The sequence below is a fragment of the Arthrobacter sp. AK01 genome, from assembly GCF_021109375.1.
In the GTDB taxonomy this organism is placed as follows: domain Bacteria; phylum Actinomycetota; class Actinomycetes; order Actinomycetales; family Micrococcaceae; genus Arthrobacter.
Window position 1 is genome coordinate 56,984 of the sequence record NZ_JAJOHP010000002.1, and the last position, 16,744, is coordinate 73,727.

Annotated in this window: 10 protein-coding genes; 3 read left to right on the plus strand and 7 right to left on the minus strand. The window is 64.7% G+C overall.

Annotated features, from left to right (window positions below):
- The first annotated feature begins 24 nt into the window (after positions 1–24).
- A complete protein-coding gene (locus tag LN996_RS01100) occupies positions 25–3,492 on the plus strand; it encodes a DEAD/DEAH box helicase (RefSeq protein ID WP_231338358.1) in 3,468 nt (1,155 codons plus the stop codon).
- Here the strand turns inward: LN996_RS01100 and LN996_RS01105 are convergent.
- A complete protein-coding gene (locus LN996_RS01105) occupies positions 3,465–4,205 on the minus strand; it encodes an alpha/beta fold hydrolase (protein ID WP_231338359.1) in 741 nt (246 codons plus the stop codon). The genes LN996_RS01100 and LN996_RS01105 overlap by 28 nt on opposite strands.
- A gap of 73 nt (positions 4,206–4,278) precedes the next feature.
- On the opposite strand from LN996_RS01105, the gene LN996_RS01110 reads away from it, so the two are divergent.
- A complete protein-coding gene (locus tag LN996_RS01110) occupies positions 4,279–4,977 on the plus strand; it encodes a YafY family protein (RefSeq protein ID WP_231338360.1) in 699 nt (232 codons plus the stop codon).
- Between the two features lie 31 nt (positions 4,978–5,008).
- On the opposite strand, the gene LN996_RS01115 is transcribed toward LN996_RS01110, so the two are convergent.
- Together LN996_RS01115 and LN996_RS01120 are read right to left on the minus strand one after the other, a co-directional pair.
- Positions 5,009–6,181, minus strand: a complete 1,173-nt coding sequence (locus LN996_RS01115; protein WP_231338361.1) for an MFS transporter — start codon at positions 6,179–6,181, stop codon at positions 5,009–5,011.
- Positions 6,178–6,843, minus strand: coding sequence for a GntR family transcriptional regulator (locus LN996_RS01120; protein ID WP_231338362.1), 666 nt, complete (start codon positions 6,841–6,843; stop codon positions 6,178–6,180). The genes LN996_RS01115 and LN996_RS01120 overlap by 4 nt, the downstream gene beginning before the upstream one ends.
- A gap of 290 nt (positions 6,844–7,133) precedes the next feature.
- On the opposite strand from LN996_RS01120, the gene LN996_RS01125 reads away from it, so the two are divergent.
- Positions 7,134–10,652, plus strand: a complete 3,519-nt coding sequence (locus LN996_RS01125; RefSeq protein ID WP_231338363.1) for a discoidin domain-containing protein — start codon at positions 7,134–7,136, stop codon at positions 10,650–10,652.
- Between the two features lie 124 nt (positions 10,653–10,776).
- Here LN996_RS01125 and LN996_RS01130 read toward each other — a convergent pair whose 3' ends face one another.
- The 4 genes from LN996_RS01130 to LN996_RS01145 form a co-directional block, all read right to left on the minus strand.
- Positions 10,777–11,577 carry a GNAT family N-acetyltransferase gene (locus tag LN996_RS01130; protein ID WP_231338364.1) on the minus strand — a complete coding sequence of 267 codons (801 nt, stop codon included), beginning with the start codon at positions 11,575–11,577 and terminating at the stop codon, positions 10,777–10,779.
- 82 nt (positions 11,578–11,659) lie between these two features.
- The gene (locus LN996_RS01135) at positions 11,660–13,567 is read right to left on the minus strand and encodes a DUF2264 domain-containing protein (protein WP_231338365.1); all 1,908 of its coding nucleotides are present in this window, start codon (positions 13,565–13,567) and stop codon (positions 11,660–11,662) included.
- Entirely contained in the window at positions 13,567–14,715 is a 1,149-nt protein-coding gene (locus LN996_RS01140; RefSeq protein WP_231338366.1) for a LacI family DNA-binding transcriptional regulator, read from the minus strand. The genes LN996_RS01135 and LN996_RS01140 overlap by 1 nt, the downstream gene beginning before the upstream one ends.
- A complete protein-coding gene (locus LN996_RS01145; protein WP_231338367.1) occupies positions 14,708–16,693 on the minus strand; it encodes a heparinase II/III family protein in 1,986 nt (661 codons plus the stop codon). The genes LN996_RS01140 and LN996_RS01145 overlap by 8 nt, the downstream gene beginning before the upstream one ends.
- Positions 16,694–16,744 lie beyond the last annotated feature (51 nt).

Genomic DNA, 16,744 nt, shown 5'->3' on the forward strand with positions numbered 1-16,744 from the left:
CTCCTGCCGAAAGTAGCCCTACGCATGCCGTCCCACACAGACGAAAACTGGGAACTGGCCATTCAGACTCCTGCCATAACGGACCGCTCGCTCGCGGCCGGACTGGCCTATGCCATGGGCAGCCGCGTGAACGGGATTTCTTTCGACGCCGCTACGGGCCTCCTGATGGGCAAAGTCCGCGGCACCGGCCCACAGCCGTATTCGACGTCGGCGAAACTGGTCCGTAAGCCCAGCGGCTGGAGCTGCACCGTGGGTATCTGCAGTTGCCCGGTCCGCAAGGATTGCAAGCACGTCGCCGCACTGCTCTTCACGGCCGAAGACCACCCCACCATTCGTGCCCAGCTCCTGTCACAGGCTCCCGGCATCCAGACGTCGCGGGTGGGTTCGGGCCAGCAGGGCGGCTCGGCACGTCCCGCTTGGGAACAAGCCCTCAACAGGCTGATCGCGAAACCCGGCACGGCCCCCAGCGCTGCAGGTATCCAGCTCGCGCTGCAGTTCGAAGTGGAAGAGCCCGCCGCCCACTTCTCCTACACAGGCCGCCGTGACCCCATGCGCAGCGTCCGCCAGCTCAAGGCCCGTCCCGTCATGATGGGTGCCAAGGGCAAATGGATCCGGGGCGACGTCTCCTGGAACAACCTCAGCTACGTCAGCTTCCGGCGCGAATTCAATGAAGTCCACGTCGAATGGCTTCAGACTTTCCTCGCCGCACACGGTTCCAGCAACGGCCGCCAACAACCGTCCGGGGCCATGTGGCTGAGCCTGAACGACTTCGCGGCCAAGAATCTTTGGACCCTCCTTTCCGATGCCACCAAGGCGGGCATTCCGCTCATTCACTCGGCTGGTAGCGAACCTGTCCGCGTTGAGTCGCAGGCCGCCGTCGTCGGACTGAGTCTGGCGCGCCTGGACGCGAACGGGACGGAAAGCACAACCCCCGACGGCGGCCTGCAGCTCGCGCCGTCAGTCACCGTAGCCGGGGAGCCGGTTGATGCCGCGACCGTGGGCTTCCTGGGCAAGCCGGCCAACGGAATCTTCTTCACGCATTCCGGGGAAACATTGCCCGGAGTACCGCAGCAGAAGAACCTCATCACGCTGGCCCCGATCGAGGGCGGCATCACGGACGAACTGCTCGAGTTCGTCATGGACGGCCAGACACTTCAGATTCCGGCCGAGGACGAAAGCCGGTTCCTGACCTCGTTCTACCCCAAACTGCGGCAGTCCACACCGGTCCAGGCCGCTGATGAATCCGTTGAGCTGCCCACCTTGGCGGTCCCCACGCTGTCCCTGCTGGCCAATTACGGCAACGACCACAAGGTCCGGCTGCACTGGGAGTGGCACTACAAGTCCGGCACGCTGGTCACGGCACAGCCCCTATGGCGGCACCCCGATGACCGTGGCTACCGCGACGATCCTGAGGAAGCCCGCATCCTGGAATCGCTGGGCCGGCCGTGGGACGTTGTTTCAGCGCTGGCCGAGTCTGCCACGGGCGGTTGGGGTACACCGCGCCTCGCTGCATCGGTGGAACTTGGTGGTCTGGACACCCTGGCGTTCACCGAAGAGGTGCTGCCCGCACTCAGGGAACTGCCCGACGTCGTGGTGGAAACCTCCGGTGACATCGCTGATTACCGTGAGGCCGCCGAGGCACCCGTGGTGTCCATTTCCACCAAGGAAACGGCCAGCGGCGACTGGTTCGACCTCGGCATCGTGATCACCCTCGAAGGCGAACCCGTCTCCTTCGCCGCAGTGTTCTCTGCCCTTGCAGCCGGGATGAGCCGCATGCTGCTGCCCAGCGGCGCGTACTTCTCGCTGGACCTGCCCGAGCTGCACCAGCTGCGCGCACTGATCGACGAAGCCCGCTCCCTGCAGGACAACCCGGACAACAAGGACGGCACCCTGCAGATCAGCCGCTTCCAGGCCGGGCTCTGGGACGAGCTCGCCCAGCTGGGGATCGTGGACGAACAAGCGGCCGCGTGGCGTGAGGCTGTGGGCGGATTGCTCGACGACGGCGTGACCGGCCTGCCGCTGCCGGCCGGCCTTAACGCTGAGCTGCGTCCGTACCAGTTGGAGGGTTTCAACTGGCTGAGCTTCCTGTACAAGCACAGCCTCGGCGGTGTGCTTGCTGACGACATGGGCCTGGGTAAGACTGTGCAGGCCATTGCGCTGATTTGTGCGGCGAAGGACCTGGCAGCGGAGACTGCCGCTGCCGCCCAGGGCGACTCTGTTGAGGTAACTCCGCGCGCTCCCTTCCTGGTGGTTGCCCCGACGAGTGTCGTGAGCAACTGGGCATTGGAGGCGCAGCGGTTCGCTCCCGGGCTCGTGGTGCGGACCGTCGGTGAAACTTTCGCCAAGAGTGGCCAGTCCCCTGTCGAAGCTCTGGCGGGCGCCGACGTCGTTATTACGTCTTATGCCCTGTTCCGCATTGATTACGATGCCTACGCGTCGTTCCACTGGGCAGGACTGATGCTGGACGAGGCGCAGTTCGTCAAGAACCAGCAGTCCAAGGCCTACCAGTGCGCGCGCAAACTGCCAGCCCGTTTCAAGCTGGCCATCACGGGCACGCCGCTGGAGAACAACCTCATGGAGTTCTGGGCGCTGACGTCCATCGTGGCGCCGGGACTGTTCCCGAGCCCCAAGCGGTTCGCCGAGAACTACCAAAAGCCGGTCGAGAAAAACGGTGACTCGGCGCAGCTGGGCAAGCTCCGCCGTCGTGTCCGTCCACTCATGATGCGCCGCACCAAAGAGCAGGTCATCAAGGACCTGCCGCCCAAGCAGGAACAGATCCTTGAGGTGGTGCTGAACCCGCGGCACCAGAAGGTCTACCAGACGCACCTGCAACGCGAGCGGCAGAAGATCCTGGGTCTGATCGATGACGTGAACAAGAACCGCTTCACGATTTTCCAGTCGTTGACGTTGCTGCGGCAGCTGAGTCTGGACGCGTCACTAGTGGATTCTTCGTTGTCCGGCGTGCGGTCCTCGAAGCTCGATGTGTTGTTCGAGCAACTGGAGGACGTCATTTCCGAGGGCCACCGGACGCTGATCTTCAGCCAATTCACGGGCTTCCTTGGGAAGGTCCGCGAGCGCCTGGACGAAGAGGGCGTGGAGTATTGCTACCTCGATGGCAGCACCCGGAACCGTGGTGATGTGGTGAGCGAGTTCAAGAACGGTGCCGCTCCGGTGTTCCTTATCTCGCTGAAGGCCGGTGGGTTCGGGCTCAACCTGACCGAGGCCGACTACGTGTTCCTGCTGGATCCTTGGTGGAACCCGGCATCGGAGGCACAGGCTGTGGACCGCACACACCGCATCGGGCAGGCCCGGAACGTCATGGTCTACCGGCTGGTTGCCAAGGACACCATCGAGGAGAAGGTCATGGCGTTGAAGGCCAAGAAATCACAGCTGTTCGCTGACGTGATGGAGGGCGACGCGCTTGCCGGTGGCTCATTGACGGCGGATGACCTGGGCGCGCTGGTTCAGTCGACCCGTGTGGAAGCTGACTGAATGATCTTGGCAAGGTCGCGGGGGCGGCTCCACATGGGCCAGTGACCCGTGGGGAGGTCAATGACGTCGAGATTTTCGAGGTTCGCGACTTCAGCAAACATGGGATGGCCTGCGTGGGCCAACTCCAGCACCTGCGCGCCAGGGATCGAGCAGCACACCAGGGTGGTCCGGATCTGGCGACGGGCATCGTTCATGAGTTCGACGGGCTGCCGCAGCACGGGGCCAGGCTCCGGGACGGCCCGGGCACGAAAACGCTCGAGGACTTCCGTGCTCAGGCCTTCGAGACTTGCCTGCTGTGCGAGGACTTCGAAGGACGGCAGCGGGAGCTCCATCAACCCTTCCGGGAGATCCGAGGCGAACACGCTCCCTGTTGCCAGAGGGCCGGAGTCGACCCACACCACCCGATGAACAAGCTCAGGGTGTCGGTCAAGGACAAGGCTGACGGGGCCGTTCGCCCCACTGTGAGCCACGATAGTAGCGGGCCGATCTTCGGAAACCCCGTAGTGCGCAAGAATTTCCAGGACGGCTGCAGCTTGATCGTCGAGGGTCTTCGTATCCCGCTCAGGATCGTCCCCATCGAGACCGGGGAGCGTCACCGCAACTGCGCGGGAGTGGTCCGTTTCCAAATGTTCAAGGACTTCATCCCACGCCCAAGCGCCCAGCCAGTGGCCGGCGATAAGGATGATGTCCGGACTGCTTGTAGTAGTTGTCATGTCACTACCCTCGCAGGCGCTACGGACAAGGGTATGTCACTATTTATGTCATGAATTTGATGCGGGCTGAAAGGTGAAGCGTGCAGAACGCCTCCATGCTCTCTCCGAATTGCTGCGTCGCAGCGGAGCGCGGGGTGTCTCCGCCGAGCGGCTGGCCGGAGAGTTCGAGGTATCCGTGCGCACAGTCAAGAGGGACCTGGATGCGTTGGAGAGCAGCGGTGCGCCCGTATGGTCGCGCCCAGGACATGGTGGTGGGTACGGGTTGGCCGCTGGCGCTTCCCTGCCGCCTGTCAGCCTGTCCCCAGCGCAGGCCGTTGCGCTCATGGCAGCCGTGTCCGCTGCACCCGACGCCCCTTATGCCGATCTGGCAGCAGCCGGGATCCGGAAGATCGTAGATGTCCTCGATCCCAAGACCCGGGCAAGAGCCGACGAACTGGCGGGCCGGGTCTGGGTGAATGCGGCTGCCGCTTCTTCGCGCACCATCAGGTCGGCTCTGGAGGAGGCGATGTCCGAGCAACGAGTCATCCGCATGCGCTACACGTCGGGAGATGGGAGCACCACCACCCGCGACGTCGAACCCGTGCTGTTCGCCTCAACGAACGGCCAGTGGTACTTGGTTGGATGGTGTCGACTTCGCGACGCCATGCGGTGGTTCACCGTAGCCCGCATCGAGCGAGCCAGCGTCACCAAGACGGCTTGCAGCGGCCACACCATCCACGAGGTCGGGGAACCTCCCGCGAACGCCAGACCTGTGCACGGTCGGGGCGTGTGAGTCGCTCCATCAATCCCTCAGGTCAGTTCAGTCAGTCGTCCAGCCGTACTCCCCGTAGCAGAAGCATCGTTCCGCCCACTGCGACGGCCGATGCCAGGAACACGCCTGCGGCGCCGAGCCCTACCGCCACCACGCCGATGACGCTGGGCAGCACCACTTGGCCCACCCTGTTCCCGGCAAGCCGCAAGGCAAGCGCCCGCCCGCGCTGGCCTTCCGGCGCTTGGGCCGAGAGCCAGGACATCGTCAGGGGCTGGCCGATTCCCAGCCCCAATCCGAGGAACGCCATCACGACGAAGAGCAACCACTCGGGCATCGGTATGGCGGCCACCCCCAGGGCTGCTGTGGAGATGGCCAGGCTCAGGATCAGCAACTTCATGCGGCCCAGCTTGCGGGACATGCTGCCGAGCCCCAGCCGGGACACCATGGAGAACACCGCCCTGACAGTGAGCAGGAGGCCCACAGTTGCAGCCGTGAGGCCTCGTTCGGCGCCAAGTGCAGGCAGGTAGACAACTGTCAGGTCCACGACAGCCAGAACGGTGGCGCTCGTTGCCAGGGCACGGACAACGCCCGGGGTTCTGAGGAGCGATACGGCGCTGCCCTTTGGGCCGCCCTTGGGTGTGCGCCTACCTCGGCTGACCTTTGAAGAGATCACGAAAGTGGTCAGGAACATCACCAGGCTCATGGCCGCCGCGAGCAGGAAGATCGCCTGCGTATTCGGCCGAACGGAAGCACCGCCCACCACGGAAATGGCCAACGGACCGAGAGCCTGGCCCAGGGATGCGGCAAAGGTCAGGTACCCGAAAGCAGAATCCAGACGAGACGACGCCGCGTTGTTCGCGACCACCGCTTGCTGCCCCACCACACAGGCCAATTGACCTGCGCCAAGGAGCGCTGTGCCGGCCACGAGCGCCGGAACCGAGGTCCCCCAGAACAACAGAAACGCAGAACAACCCAGCACGACGGCGGCCCCGATCGCCATGAGCCGGCGCTCACCAAGGCGGTCCACCAGTCCGCCGATGGGCAGGGCGAGCAGCAGGGGAAACACAGCGTAGCTGGCGGCGAGCAGGCCCAGCGCGAAGCCGGGAACATCGAGTTCCAGTGCGCGGTACGTGGTGGCCGGCCGGACCAGGAACGTGACGGCCTGGATGAGCGTCGAGTGGATCAGGAGGGCCGTGGAGGAACGCCTTCCGAGTTCGCCGATCATTCGACCACGAGGCCGGAGCTGGAGATGACCCGCAAGGTCTCATCCCGTGCGCCGATGACATGGTGGAAGGCGACTTTGGCTGCCTTCTCCGCATCCTTTGAAGCGATCGCCTCGACCAAAAGCCGGTGATTGGAGAGTGCTTCGTCGCGGCGTTCGGGAGCGTTGTTGGTGAAGTATCGGTAGCGCTCAACTTGGCTGGCGATCTGCTCATGGAAGCGCTGGGCCCAGGAGTTCCCGGCGATCCTGGCGATCGCAGCATGCAGGGCAACCCCGTACTTCATGGCTTCGTCGGCAAACTCCACCATCGCAGCGTTGCGGGCCAGAATCCCGCGGAGTTCTTCAAGGTCCGCTGCGGTGGCATTGGCGCAGGCCTCCCGTGCCATCAGGGATTCCAACGCAGCGCGAACGTCGTACAGCTCGGAAATCACCTTCTCATCCAGCGCGGGAACCAGGACTCCTCCGGTGGATTGCTGTTCCAGCAGGCTCTCGGAGATCAGGCGACGGATGGCTTCGCGAAGCGGCGTGCGGCTGACTTGCAAGGCCGTGGCCATGGCGGGCTCATAGATGCGCTCACCCGGTTTCAGCTCGAGGCTGAGGATCCGGCGCTTCAACTCGCCATAGACAAGGTGCGCCCCCGTGTTTCGTGGTTGTGGATCTGCCATGTGGTGCCGCCCTGCCGAAAAAAGAAGGTGTACTTGTATACATCTATACACTCCCGGATGAGCAGCACACAACAAAAGCAACGCGGGGTCACTTACGGCCGCTTCAAGCGCCAAAAAGGGGCCGTAAGTGACCCCGCGTTGCTTGAATGCAGGTGACCACTTCCGACCAACCCCGTTCGAGCCTGTTCGAGTGCCTTGTGACGCTCCTAGCCGCCTCATAGTCTCGGCGTGCCGGGCCTTCCCGCGAAGCCCTGCACCATCACCCCGAACCCCGACGATGAGGTCCACCCATGGCGTTTTCCGCACGAAGAATCCGAAGGCCAGTGGCAGTCCTGGCAGCAGCTGTGACTGCAGCCGCCGGCCTGGCACTCATGCCCGCAACCACACCCCAGGCACAAGCAGACGATGCAACAGCGGTCACCATCACCCCGAACCCCGCCACCCGAGGCGAAGCCTTCGAAGGGTGGGGAACCAGCCTGGTCTGGTTCGCGAATGCGACGGCGGGCTACTCCCCCGAGCTACGTGAGGAGCTGTACCAGAAAGTTTTCGGTGCGGACGGACTCAACCTCAACATCGCCCGCTACAACGTGGGCGGCGGCAATGCGTCAGACGTAGCCAACTACCTCAACGATGGCAGCGCTGTGGAGGGATGGTGGAAGCCGGTGGCTGAAGGGCAACCCGGCCAGCCGGCGTCGAACCTTTACAACCCGGACGGAACCGTGGACAAGACGCAGGCCAACAAGCTCGCGTTCTTGAGCGAGTGGGATCCGGACGATCCCGCGTCCTACAACCCCGACGCCGATAAGAACCAGCGTTGGTGGGTGGAACGCCTCGCCGCAGACCAGCAGATCACGCATTGGGAAGCGTTCAGCAATTCCCCTCCCTGGTTCATGACCAAGAGCGGCTACGTTTCCGGCCAAGTGAACACCGCCAAGGGCGAAAACCTGCTCCCCGAAGCGGAAGCCAAGTTCGCCGCCTACATGCGGAACGCCGTCGAGCTCCTCGAAAAAGGCAGCGGCATCACAGTGGACACCATCGATCCGTTCAACGAGCCGAACTCCGGCTACTGGGGCACGGACATCAACGCAGCCACCGGCAAGCCGCCCACCACGTACACCCAAAAGCAGGAGGGCGCGCTGATCTACCCGGCCGCCCAGGACCGCGTGACCAAGCTGCTGGCCGCCGAACTGGAAAAGGGCAGCACGGACGCCGTCATCTCCGCGATGGACGAGACAGATCCCACCAAATTCATGACCAACTGGAACGGCTACAGCCAGGAAGCCAAGGACGCTGTTGCGCAGCTCAACGTCCACACCTACGGCACCAACGATCGTCGTCGTGTCCGCGACCTAGCCAGCTCCACGGATAAGCCGCTGTGGATGAGCGAAGTGGGCGGATTCTGGACCGGCAACCCGGTGCTCGGCGACTCCACCAGTGGCTGGGACCGTTCCAACATCACCAACGGCCTGGGCATCGCCGGCCGGATGGTCAACGATCTCCGTGAACTCGACCCCAACGCGTGGGTCTTCTGGCAGCCCGTGGAGGACACGTACAAGCAGGAGAAGGCAGACAAGGGCTGGGGCTCCATCTACATCGACTTCGACTGCAATTACGAAGGCCGCGAAGGTTTCTCCAACCGCCGCATCAACGACGGCGCATCCCAGGAACAAGCCAAGTGCAGGGTCCTGACCAACCAGAAATACAACACCACCAGGAACTTCACGCACTACATCCGGCCCGGCGACTTCCTCATCCAGAACGACAACGCCAAGACCGCCAGCGCCCTCCGCGCCGACGGCAACGGCGCAACGCTGGTCCACTTCAACGACACCCCGACGGCGGAAAAGGTCACCATCGACCTCAGCCGCTTCGGCAGCATCGCACCCGGCGCCAAAGTCACACCCGTGGTCACCACGAAATCGCCGCTGGACGATATCGAGAAGAATGCACTGGTAGCCGGCGCACCGGTCGCCGTTGACACGGTAGCCAAGTCCGCCACGCTCGAGGTTCCCGCCGCGTCTGTGGTGACGTTCATCGTCGACGGCGTCAGTGGAGTTTCAGAGGATGCCGCACCTGTGCAGGACGGCCACAGCTACCACCTCAGGGGTGAGGCGAGCAGCAAGTACCTGACCGGGCGTGCGAACGGAACTGCCTCGATCGAGGAACTGGGCACCGACGCGGCAGGCGTGGCGCCGCAGACGTGGACGTTCAAAGCCGTGGGTGCAGACGAGTTCGCGAACGATCGTCGTTGGGTAGTTTCCAGTGCGGACGGACGGGTCCTTACAGGCAATGGAGGCGTGCTGAACGGCAGCCAGTCCGGTGCCGCTTCACTTGCTTCCCTGACGTTGGATGAAGCTAAGGCGACTCCTTCTGCACAGTGGATCGTCACGACTGAGAACGGCAAGCAGTGGTCCCTGGTCAACGCCGGTGCCGCGATTGCCCTGCAGGTTTCGGGCAACCAGACCGCTGCTGGAACGTCAGTGGCACTTGCTTCATCTACCGGCACCACCGCAACCGCCTCGGCAAGCCCGCATCAAGCGTGGGCCTTCACGGACATCGCTGACTTGAAGCTCCTGGGTGTTTCGCCCGTTGAACTGAGTACGCTCACAGGTGTTGCGCCCACCCTCCCTTCTACAGTGACTCCGCTGTATGAGGCGGGTCCGGGCAAGCCGCTGACCGTTACGTGGTCCGCAGTTGACCCCTCGGCCTGGCAGAAGGATGGGAAGGTGACGCTTCGCGGCTCCGGCGTAGATCCCTACGGCCAGGCTTTTGACGACGCGCTCCTCACTGTGACGGTTGGGCAGTACGTCGCCACAGATCCCGCATCCGTGACCGTGGGTGCTGGTTCCACGCTCGAATCGGTGCAGGCGGCTGCCCCGGTGACAGTCCCCGGCCAAATCGGCGACGGACCCGCCCGCAACCCGATTCCTGTTACGTGGGACTGGGCTTCGCTGTCTGAATCTGCACTGCAGACCGTCGGCTCGGTGACCATTCCTGGCAAGGCCGGCTCACTGTCCGCGACCCTCACTGTCGTGGTGGTGGATAGGGTTCCCAGCAGCAACATCTGCAAGGACGACCCCACCACCGTCGCGACGGCCAGCTACACCGAGGGCTCGTACATCGCGAAGAACACTTGCGATGCCAACGCCTCCACCCGTTGGTCCAACTGGGTGAGTGGCGGCCGTGCGGGTGACAGTCTCAGCTACGCTTTCAGCCGCGACTACACCGTTTCATCCGTGACCGTCACGTCCGCGGAGAAAGCTGCTGCGAGCCTCAAGGTGCAGTATCAGGACGCCTCCGGAGCATGGAAGGACACCTCAGCGGGAACCATCACGGGACTCTCGACTTCGGAGCCCACGACAGTTCGATTCGACCCCGTGACCACCCGCGGCATCCGCGTCTCGTTCGTGACCACGGCTTCATACACCAAGGTCGCCGAGGTAGCCATCGCGGGTTCACGTTTGGCTGATGGCGGACTCGCCGACCTCGGCAGGCTCCTCGTCAACCAAGCGTCCGTCGTCGGATTCTCCCCGGCGACCACCGACTACCGGGTGCTGACCGCGACGGCGACCCCCGCCGTCGTCGGCTACCCGCTGGACACGAACGCGAAGGTGACGGTCCAGCAGCCCACCGCTGGGAACCCGACGGCGGTAGTCACCGTGACGGCGCCGGACGGCACCACGAAGGAATATCGCGTGACTGTTTCTACCGGCAAGGACGCGTGCAAGAACGGCGGCTGGAAGACGAGCCCGTCGCCCGTGTTCACGAATCAGGGGCAGTGCGTGAGCTTCTTCGCGGCTGGGAAGTAGGGAATTCTGAGATAGTGAGGCCCCTCGGGATTTCGATCCTGAGGGGCCTCGCTGTGTTTTCACCGACGTGGGATGAGTACGCTCAAATGAACAAGCGGTTGGCCGCCAAAGCCGTCTGAGCTACTCAGCCGCGCACCCAGCGGTACGGCGTCGTGGTGGAGACCTTGAGCAGCCCGGAGCGTTCCAGGATTGGCCGGGAGAATTCGGTGGAGTCGCTGTGGATGAGGGTCTTTCCCATCTCGAGTGCGGCTTGCGCGCGGCGGGCCGTCAACGCCCTGTAGATCCCCCGGCCGCGCCATTCTTCTCTGGTGGCACCACCCCAGATACCGGCGAAGGCCGTGCCGGGCACTGGCTCCAAGCGACCTGCGCTGACGATTTGTCCGTCCACCTCCGCCACCCACAACTGCATCCCGTCATCGAGGGAGAGACGGTGCAGCAGGGCATCGGCCATCTCATCTGAGACCGGCTCACCGAAGACCTCGTCCTGCATGGCGCTCATCGCCCGCACGTCCGGCTCGTCCGTGATCTGCCGTAACGTCACGCCCTCGGGAAGTGGCACAGCTGTGCTCAAAGCCTTCGCTTCCCCGATCATGATTGATTCGGGGTCGTCCTGGGTAAAGCCGTTTGCGATGAGGGCCTCGTGCAGACCCGGCGCGTGATCATGCCCGCGGGATTTCCATTCCACCCTGGTGATGCCAGGTTCCGCGCGGAAGTAGGCGGTTGCCTCGGCAACGAGCCGTCTGACGGTTTGTGCATCCGCGTCGCCCAGATCCTTGTACGTGACGAAACCCCGCCCCTTCATGAAAGTCACCAAGCGCACGGGTCCGTGCTGGGTCACTTTGACGGCACTTGGGGTCTCTGCGTCGGTGCGGAGGTCCTGGTCATAGGCCGCGAGGAAGCGTGCTCGATCGTCGGTTTGGCTCATCCCGAGAGCCTACTGCAGGGGTGGGCTCGCCCGATTCGATGGCTCGCTGCACACAAGACGGTAGGAGCCGTCTAACCCGTAGCTAGGCGTCGAATTGGGCACGCCACAGCCGGGAGCGCTCCACGGAGGTGCCGTCCGAGAAAACGAACCGGCCATCCCCTTCCCCGGCAATGAACGTGACACCCGCATCCGCCGAAGCACCTCCGTCATCGGCGAGGACGACGACGGCTGCGTAGTCGCCGTCGTGCGCGGTGCCCGAGGTCCCCACCCACGGAATGGTGAGCTCCGAACCCATGGGGTGCGCGCCGGAGCGGACGAACGTCCCGGACGAATCCAACGCCAGGCCGAAACCTGGGACCGGCAGCACAGAGCTCACCACCGAAGACGCAGCATCCACCGGCCAACCGCCGATCCGCAGCGCGCTACCCGAGGAAGAACCGGAAGCCCCGGAAACGCGCACCAACCTAAGCTCAACGGCCCCCCGCGTCACCGACACCACGGTGACCGACGGTCCGGGAGTCGCAACGCCGGCCACGCCGCTGCCGTGATCAGGGCCGGCGTCGGGGTCGGGTTCAATCCAGTGAGCGGTGAACCGGGAAGCTCCCACCTGAACCCCGCCCTCGGAGTAGGACCCGAGGTACTCAAAACCCGTCCGATGCGTCAGCCGACCAGAAGCGTCAACGAAGGCCACCGCATTGTCCACTGACTCTGCCATGAGGTCCGGGAACGTGTGCGTCGAGTACCCCATCCGCGCGTACAGCGGTGAGTCAGCCACCAAGGCACCAACAACGGCGTGGTCCGTGGCATGGTTCCTGATCCGGACCACGCCGTCGGCTCGAGTCCCGTCAACCTGCCAACCCGGCGCCTCGATGAGCCGCTGGGTGTCGGCCACTTCAACGGGCAGCGGAGCCTCAACGGAAGTCCACGCCGGGTGATCCGCGGGCAGCGCCAGGCCGAGCATCCCCTTCGCGGCCCAGTACGGTGAGCCCGCCCCGGAGTAGGCCTGCTTCATGCCGGCGAACTCGCCGTGCCAGCCGATGGACAGCAACCCGTCCTCCGTGATGGAGCCGTGCCGCGCAAAGTAGTCGAGCATCCCGGACGCTGCCCGGCGCGCCAGGCCTGGGGCCAAGCGGGTGTGCCCGGACAACTCCCCTACCCAGAACGGCGCGGCGGCCGCGAACCGGTAGATCAAACTCCGGCCCTGAATGAGCGGGGCACCGTTCGCGCCAACAAGGAACGCGGCGTCATCCAGGAAATCCGCCAGCCGATCGCCGTCGAGCGCCTTGCGGGCAGCAACCCGGGGATCCGAAGGCGCCATCAAGGCCCAGAGCTGCGGATACACCTGGAAGGCCCAGCCGACGTAGTGGTCGTACGCCCGCTCCGGCCCGTCCGCGAACCAGCCACCGCCCCGGTAGAGCGAGTCGTGGACGGCGAGTCCGGCGTCGATGTCCTCATCCGAATACCGGCCACCAACTGAAGCCAGGAATGTCTCCACCACAATCTGGAACCACACCCAGTTGATGGGCGGATATTCCTCGCCAATGACGGTCTCGAACCACGCGATAAGTTGCTCCTGGACGCGTTCGGGCAGCTTGTCCCAGAGAACGTCGCGGGTCAGCGCCAAACCAACAGCCAACGACGCCGCCTCGACCTTCGCCTGCCCCAGCTCGCCTGGCGTCGGCCAGCGGTCGGGATTCGCGGGGTTGGTCCCGGCATCGAGACCGGCGGCGTACCACTCGGCGATCCACCCGGTGCTGGCCGGGTCGCCCGCAATCCGGAAGGAAGCCAGCAGGAAGGTCCGGGCGAAGGCCTCCAGCGAATCGCTCCGCGGGCCGTACCGGCTGTTGGCGCCGGGCAGGTGGATGTTGGCGTGGTCCCCGGTGCCAAAGCGGTGAGCCGAACGCAGGAGGTAGTCCGCGTAGGCGCACCAGTGCTCGCGGGTCAGGCCGGTGTAGGGCGAAAGCTGGTAATCCAAAGTGGGGAGAAGCATCAGAGCGAATCCTCCAGGACCACTCCAGCGAACCCTCGCGGCGCGCCCACGGATGATTCCCGGACAATGAGCTCCGGGTTCAAGTCAATGCGATGCACGGGGCGCATCCTTCCTTCGGCCAAGCGTGCCGCCATGAGCTGCACCGCCACCTTGCCGACGTAGCTTTTGGGAGGCCGAACCGCGGAGATGGCGGGCTCGGCAAGGTAGGCAACTTCGTCGTCGTATCCCACGATCGCCATGCTGCCGGGAACGTCCACGCCGCGGTCCACGCAGTGCTGCACGAACGCCACGGCCTGGGTGTCCGAATGCACCAGCATGGCGGTGGTCCCTGTAGAGCGGCACAGCTCCAGGACATGATCAAAGTGTTTGGAACGGTCCCCGTTGTCCAGCTTGGCCGAGTCCTCATGGATGGACTTTTCCAGCGGGATCTTCAACGCAGCGAGGGCCTGCTTCCAGCCACGGACCACATGCGGGCTGGTGGGGCTGCTGGAATCGGTGAGGCAGCCAATCATCCGGTGCCCCTCCTGCCAGAGATGCCGCACGGCCATCCCTGCGCCGAACGAGTGATCGGTCGCGACCCACTCGAGCCGGTGCGACGGGATCTCCAACGGCGCCCGGCGTTCAGCCATGATCACCGGAATGGGCAGGGCATTGAGCCACCTCAGCAACTCCTTGCCGTGCGATCCACCCATGTCCGGGGCCACGATCAGCCCGTCGATGTTCTGGGTATCCAGCAGCGCCTGTACCTGGCGGCGGTTGTCGGCGGCGTCGTACGCGGAGCCCCGGACCAGGATGCGGAGATTTTGCACTTCGGCCTCGCCGCGGGCACCGGAAATCACTTGCGGCCAGTAGTAATCCAGCGAGGGCACCACCATGCCGATGGAGTAACTGTGTGCCGCCGGCCTCCCCACAGCCACCGAGCGATCCAACGGGCTGGGAAGCGTCGCGCCGCCGTGCACACGGGAGACCAATCCTTCGTCGGCGAGGGTGTTCACGTCGCGTCGGATGGTCAGCTCGCTAACGCCCAGTTTCGCCGCGATATCGCGGACGGTAATGGCTCCGTGTGCCCGCAACTCCTCCATGAGCCGTTCCCGCCGCTGCAGCGAAAACAACGATTTCCCGGCTTCCGGGCTTGATTCGTTAGTCATTTGTGGCCTCCACTGTGAGGGTGAATGCGCCTGAAGCGCGGGTTTCTTCGGGCATGCGGAACCGGAGTCGGGTGAGCTTTTGGCCCCAGATGTCGCTGAGGAGCGGATCATCCAGGTGCCATTCGTCTACGAGCACGACGGCGGTTGCCGGCTTCCAGCGCAAGTGCAGCCCCACGTGGCTGCTGACTGTCGGAATTCCGACAGAGGTGATGGTCGCCGTCGCGTCTGTACCCACACGGACGGTGCCGGCAACCAGGTAGGTGATGTCGACGTCGTGGGTTCCTGCAGACTGGTGGGTTCCTACAGGCGGGGGCGCTGGCAGGTTCCAACGATCATCAATCACTACGGACCCGGGTTCGCGGTTCATCACTGAGGTGCGGATCCATTGCTCGGCGTGACCCAGTCCGTAGGCGGCGCCGAGACCCAAAGCGAGAGTGGGCTCCTCTGTGGTGGGCTCCTGAAGGAGGACTGCGGCGAAGGAAGATCCTGTCCCCTGTTCCAGCCCGAAGGGTGCGGGGACGCTGTGCCAAGCGCTCTGCATCGCGCGGATCTGGTAGCGATCAGGTCCGAACGTTTGCGCCGTGTACGTGGGTTGGCCGGCATCGACGAGCAGGGGCACTCCGTCCACGGCGACCACGACGGAGCCGACGTCGCGGTGGTTGTGGTGCTCGCCGTTGTGCCCGCCCTTGGCCGCGAGGGTGAGCCCGTCCGTGGAACCGGGGTTCTGGCGGGCGAGCATGATCTGCACCGAGGGCAGGTACGTCCCCCAACTAGGTCGCAGTAAACGTCCCAATGGACCCTCAGTGCGACGTTTGCTGTCACCTAGTTGGGTGCGGGAGGCGAGTTGGGTGAGGACGCGGCCCAGGCCCGCCGCGGCGTTGGGTTCGGGTTCGACGGCGGCAAAGGCGGCGGCGTGCGCGGCGGCCTCGGAGTCGCCCAGCCGGACGGCCCAGCGATGCAGCATGCCCCACGGGAGTCCTTCATGCGCCCGGGCGGGGCCATCAGCGACGTTGAGGAACCAGCGGCCACCAAGGTGCATCCGGCTCGGGAAGGCAACCAGCGCGCGGATCACCGGCAGGTCCGGATTCAGGGCACCGCCGCTTGCTTCCTCCAACAGCGCAAGGCCTTCCAGCGCCCGGCCGGCCCCGTTCCACCAGTAAGCGAACCCTTCGTCGATGGCACCGTCTGCGGGAATGGAGGCGAGGAAGCGGTCCAGTCCCTCGATGCAGCGGGCAATAACCTGGGCCTGCCCATCAGGGTCATCAACCAGCAGCAAGGCCGCGGCGATGATGTTCGAGTGGATCCATGGGTTCCAGTTGTGGACGTCGCCGTGCAACCCCAGCCAGTGCCAGTCGAGCCGGTCCAGGAAGGGCCGAATGACGCGTTCGTTCGTCTCAAGCCGGATGCGCTTGCGGAGGCCAGGCGCCCTGTCATCAAGGGCATCTCCCAGCACCAGGTCCAGCCACGCGAGTTGGGCCACGACTTCCCCGGCGCCGAGGTCCAGATAGGGACACGTGCGGTCCGGGACTACTTCGCCGTTGCGGGTGAACACGTCGTCGTGCGCCGCCCAGCTCCACGAGCTCTGCTCACAGAGGAGGTAGGCGCCGTCAATCACCTCGTCGAGCCAACCCGGCTCGCCCAGGGCTGCCATGACGACGGCGCGCGTCAGGCGCTGCTGCCGGCTCGCCACGAGCCCCTCGTACGCCGTGCGGTTGCCGTCGCGGAAGTACCGGGCGTAGTGGGACACGAGCGGTTGGGGCCAGGGTGTCCCCCGCTCCGCGTCCGCTTGGGTGCGCAGCTCCGAGAGGGGACGTGAAGCAGCGAGCCGCCATCCGGCGTCGGACGCTGGACGAACGGTGAGCCGGTCCCGGGAGCCGCGGAGCGACTCGACCAGGGAGGGCTCGTTGGCCAACAGGCCCCAAGCGCTCCGTAGCGGGCGACGAGGTGGCGCTACAACGGCAGCGTTGCCGGTTGCCATAGGGATTCTTCTCTCAGTTGTTCGATTTTGAACGTTTCAGATCAAGCTCGA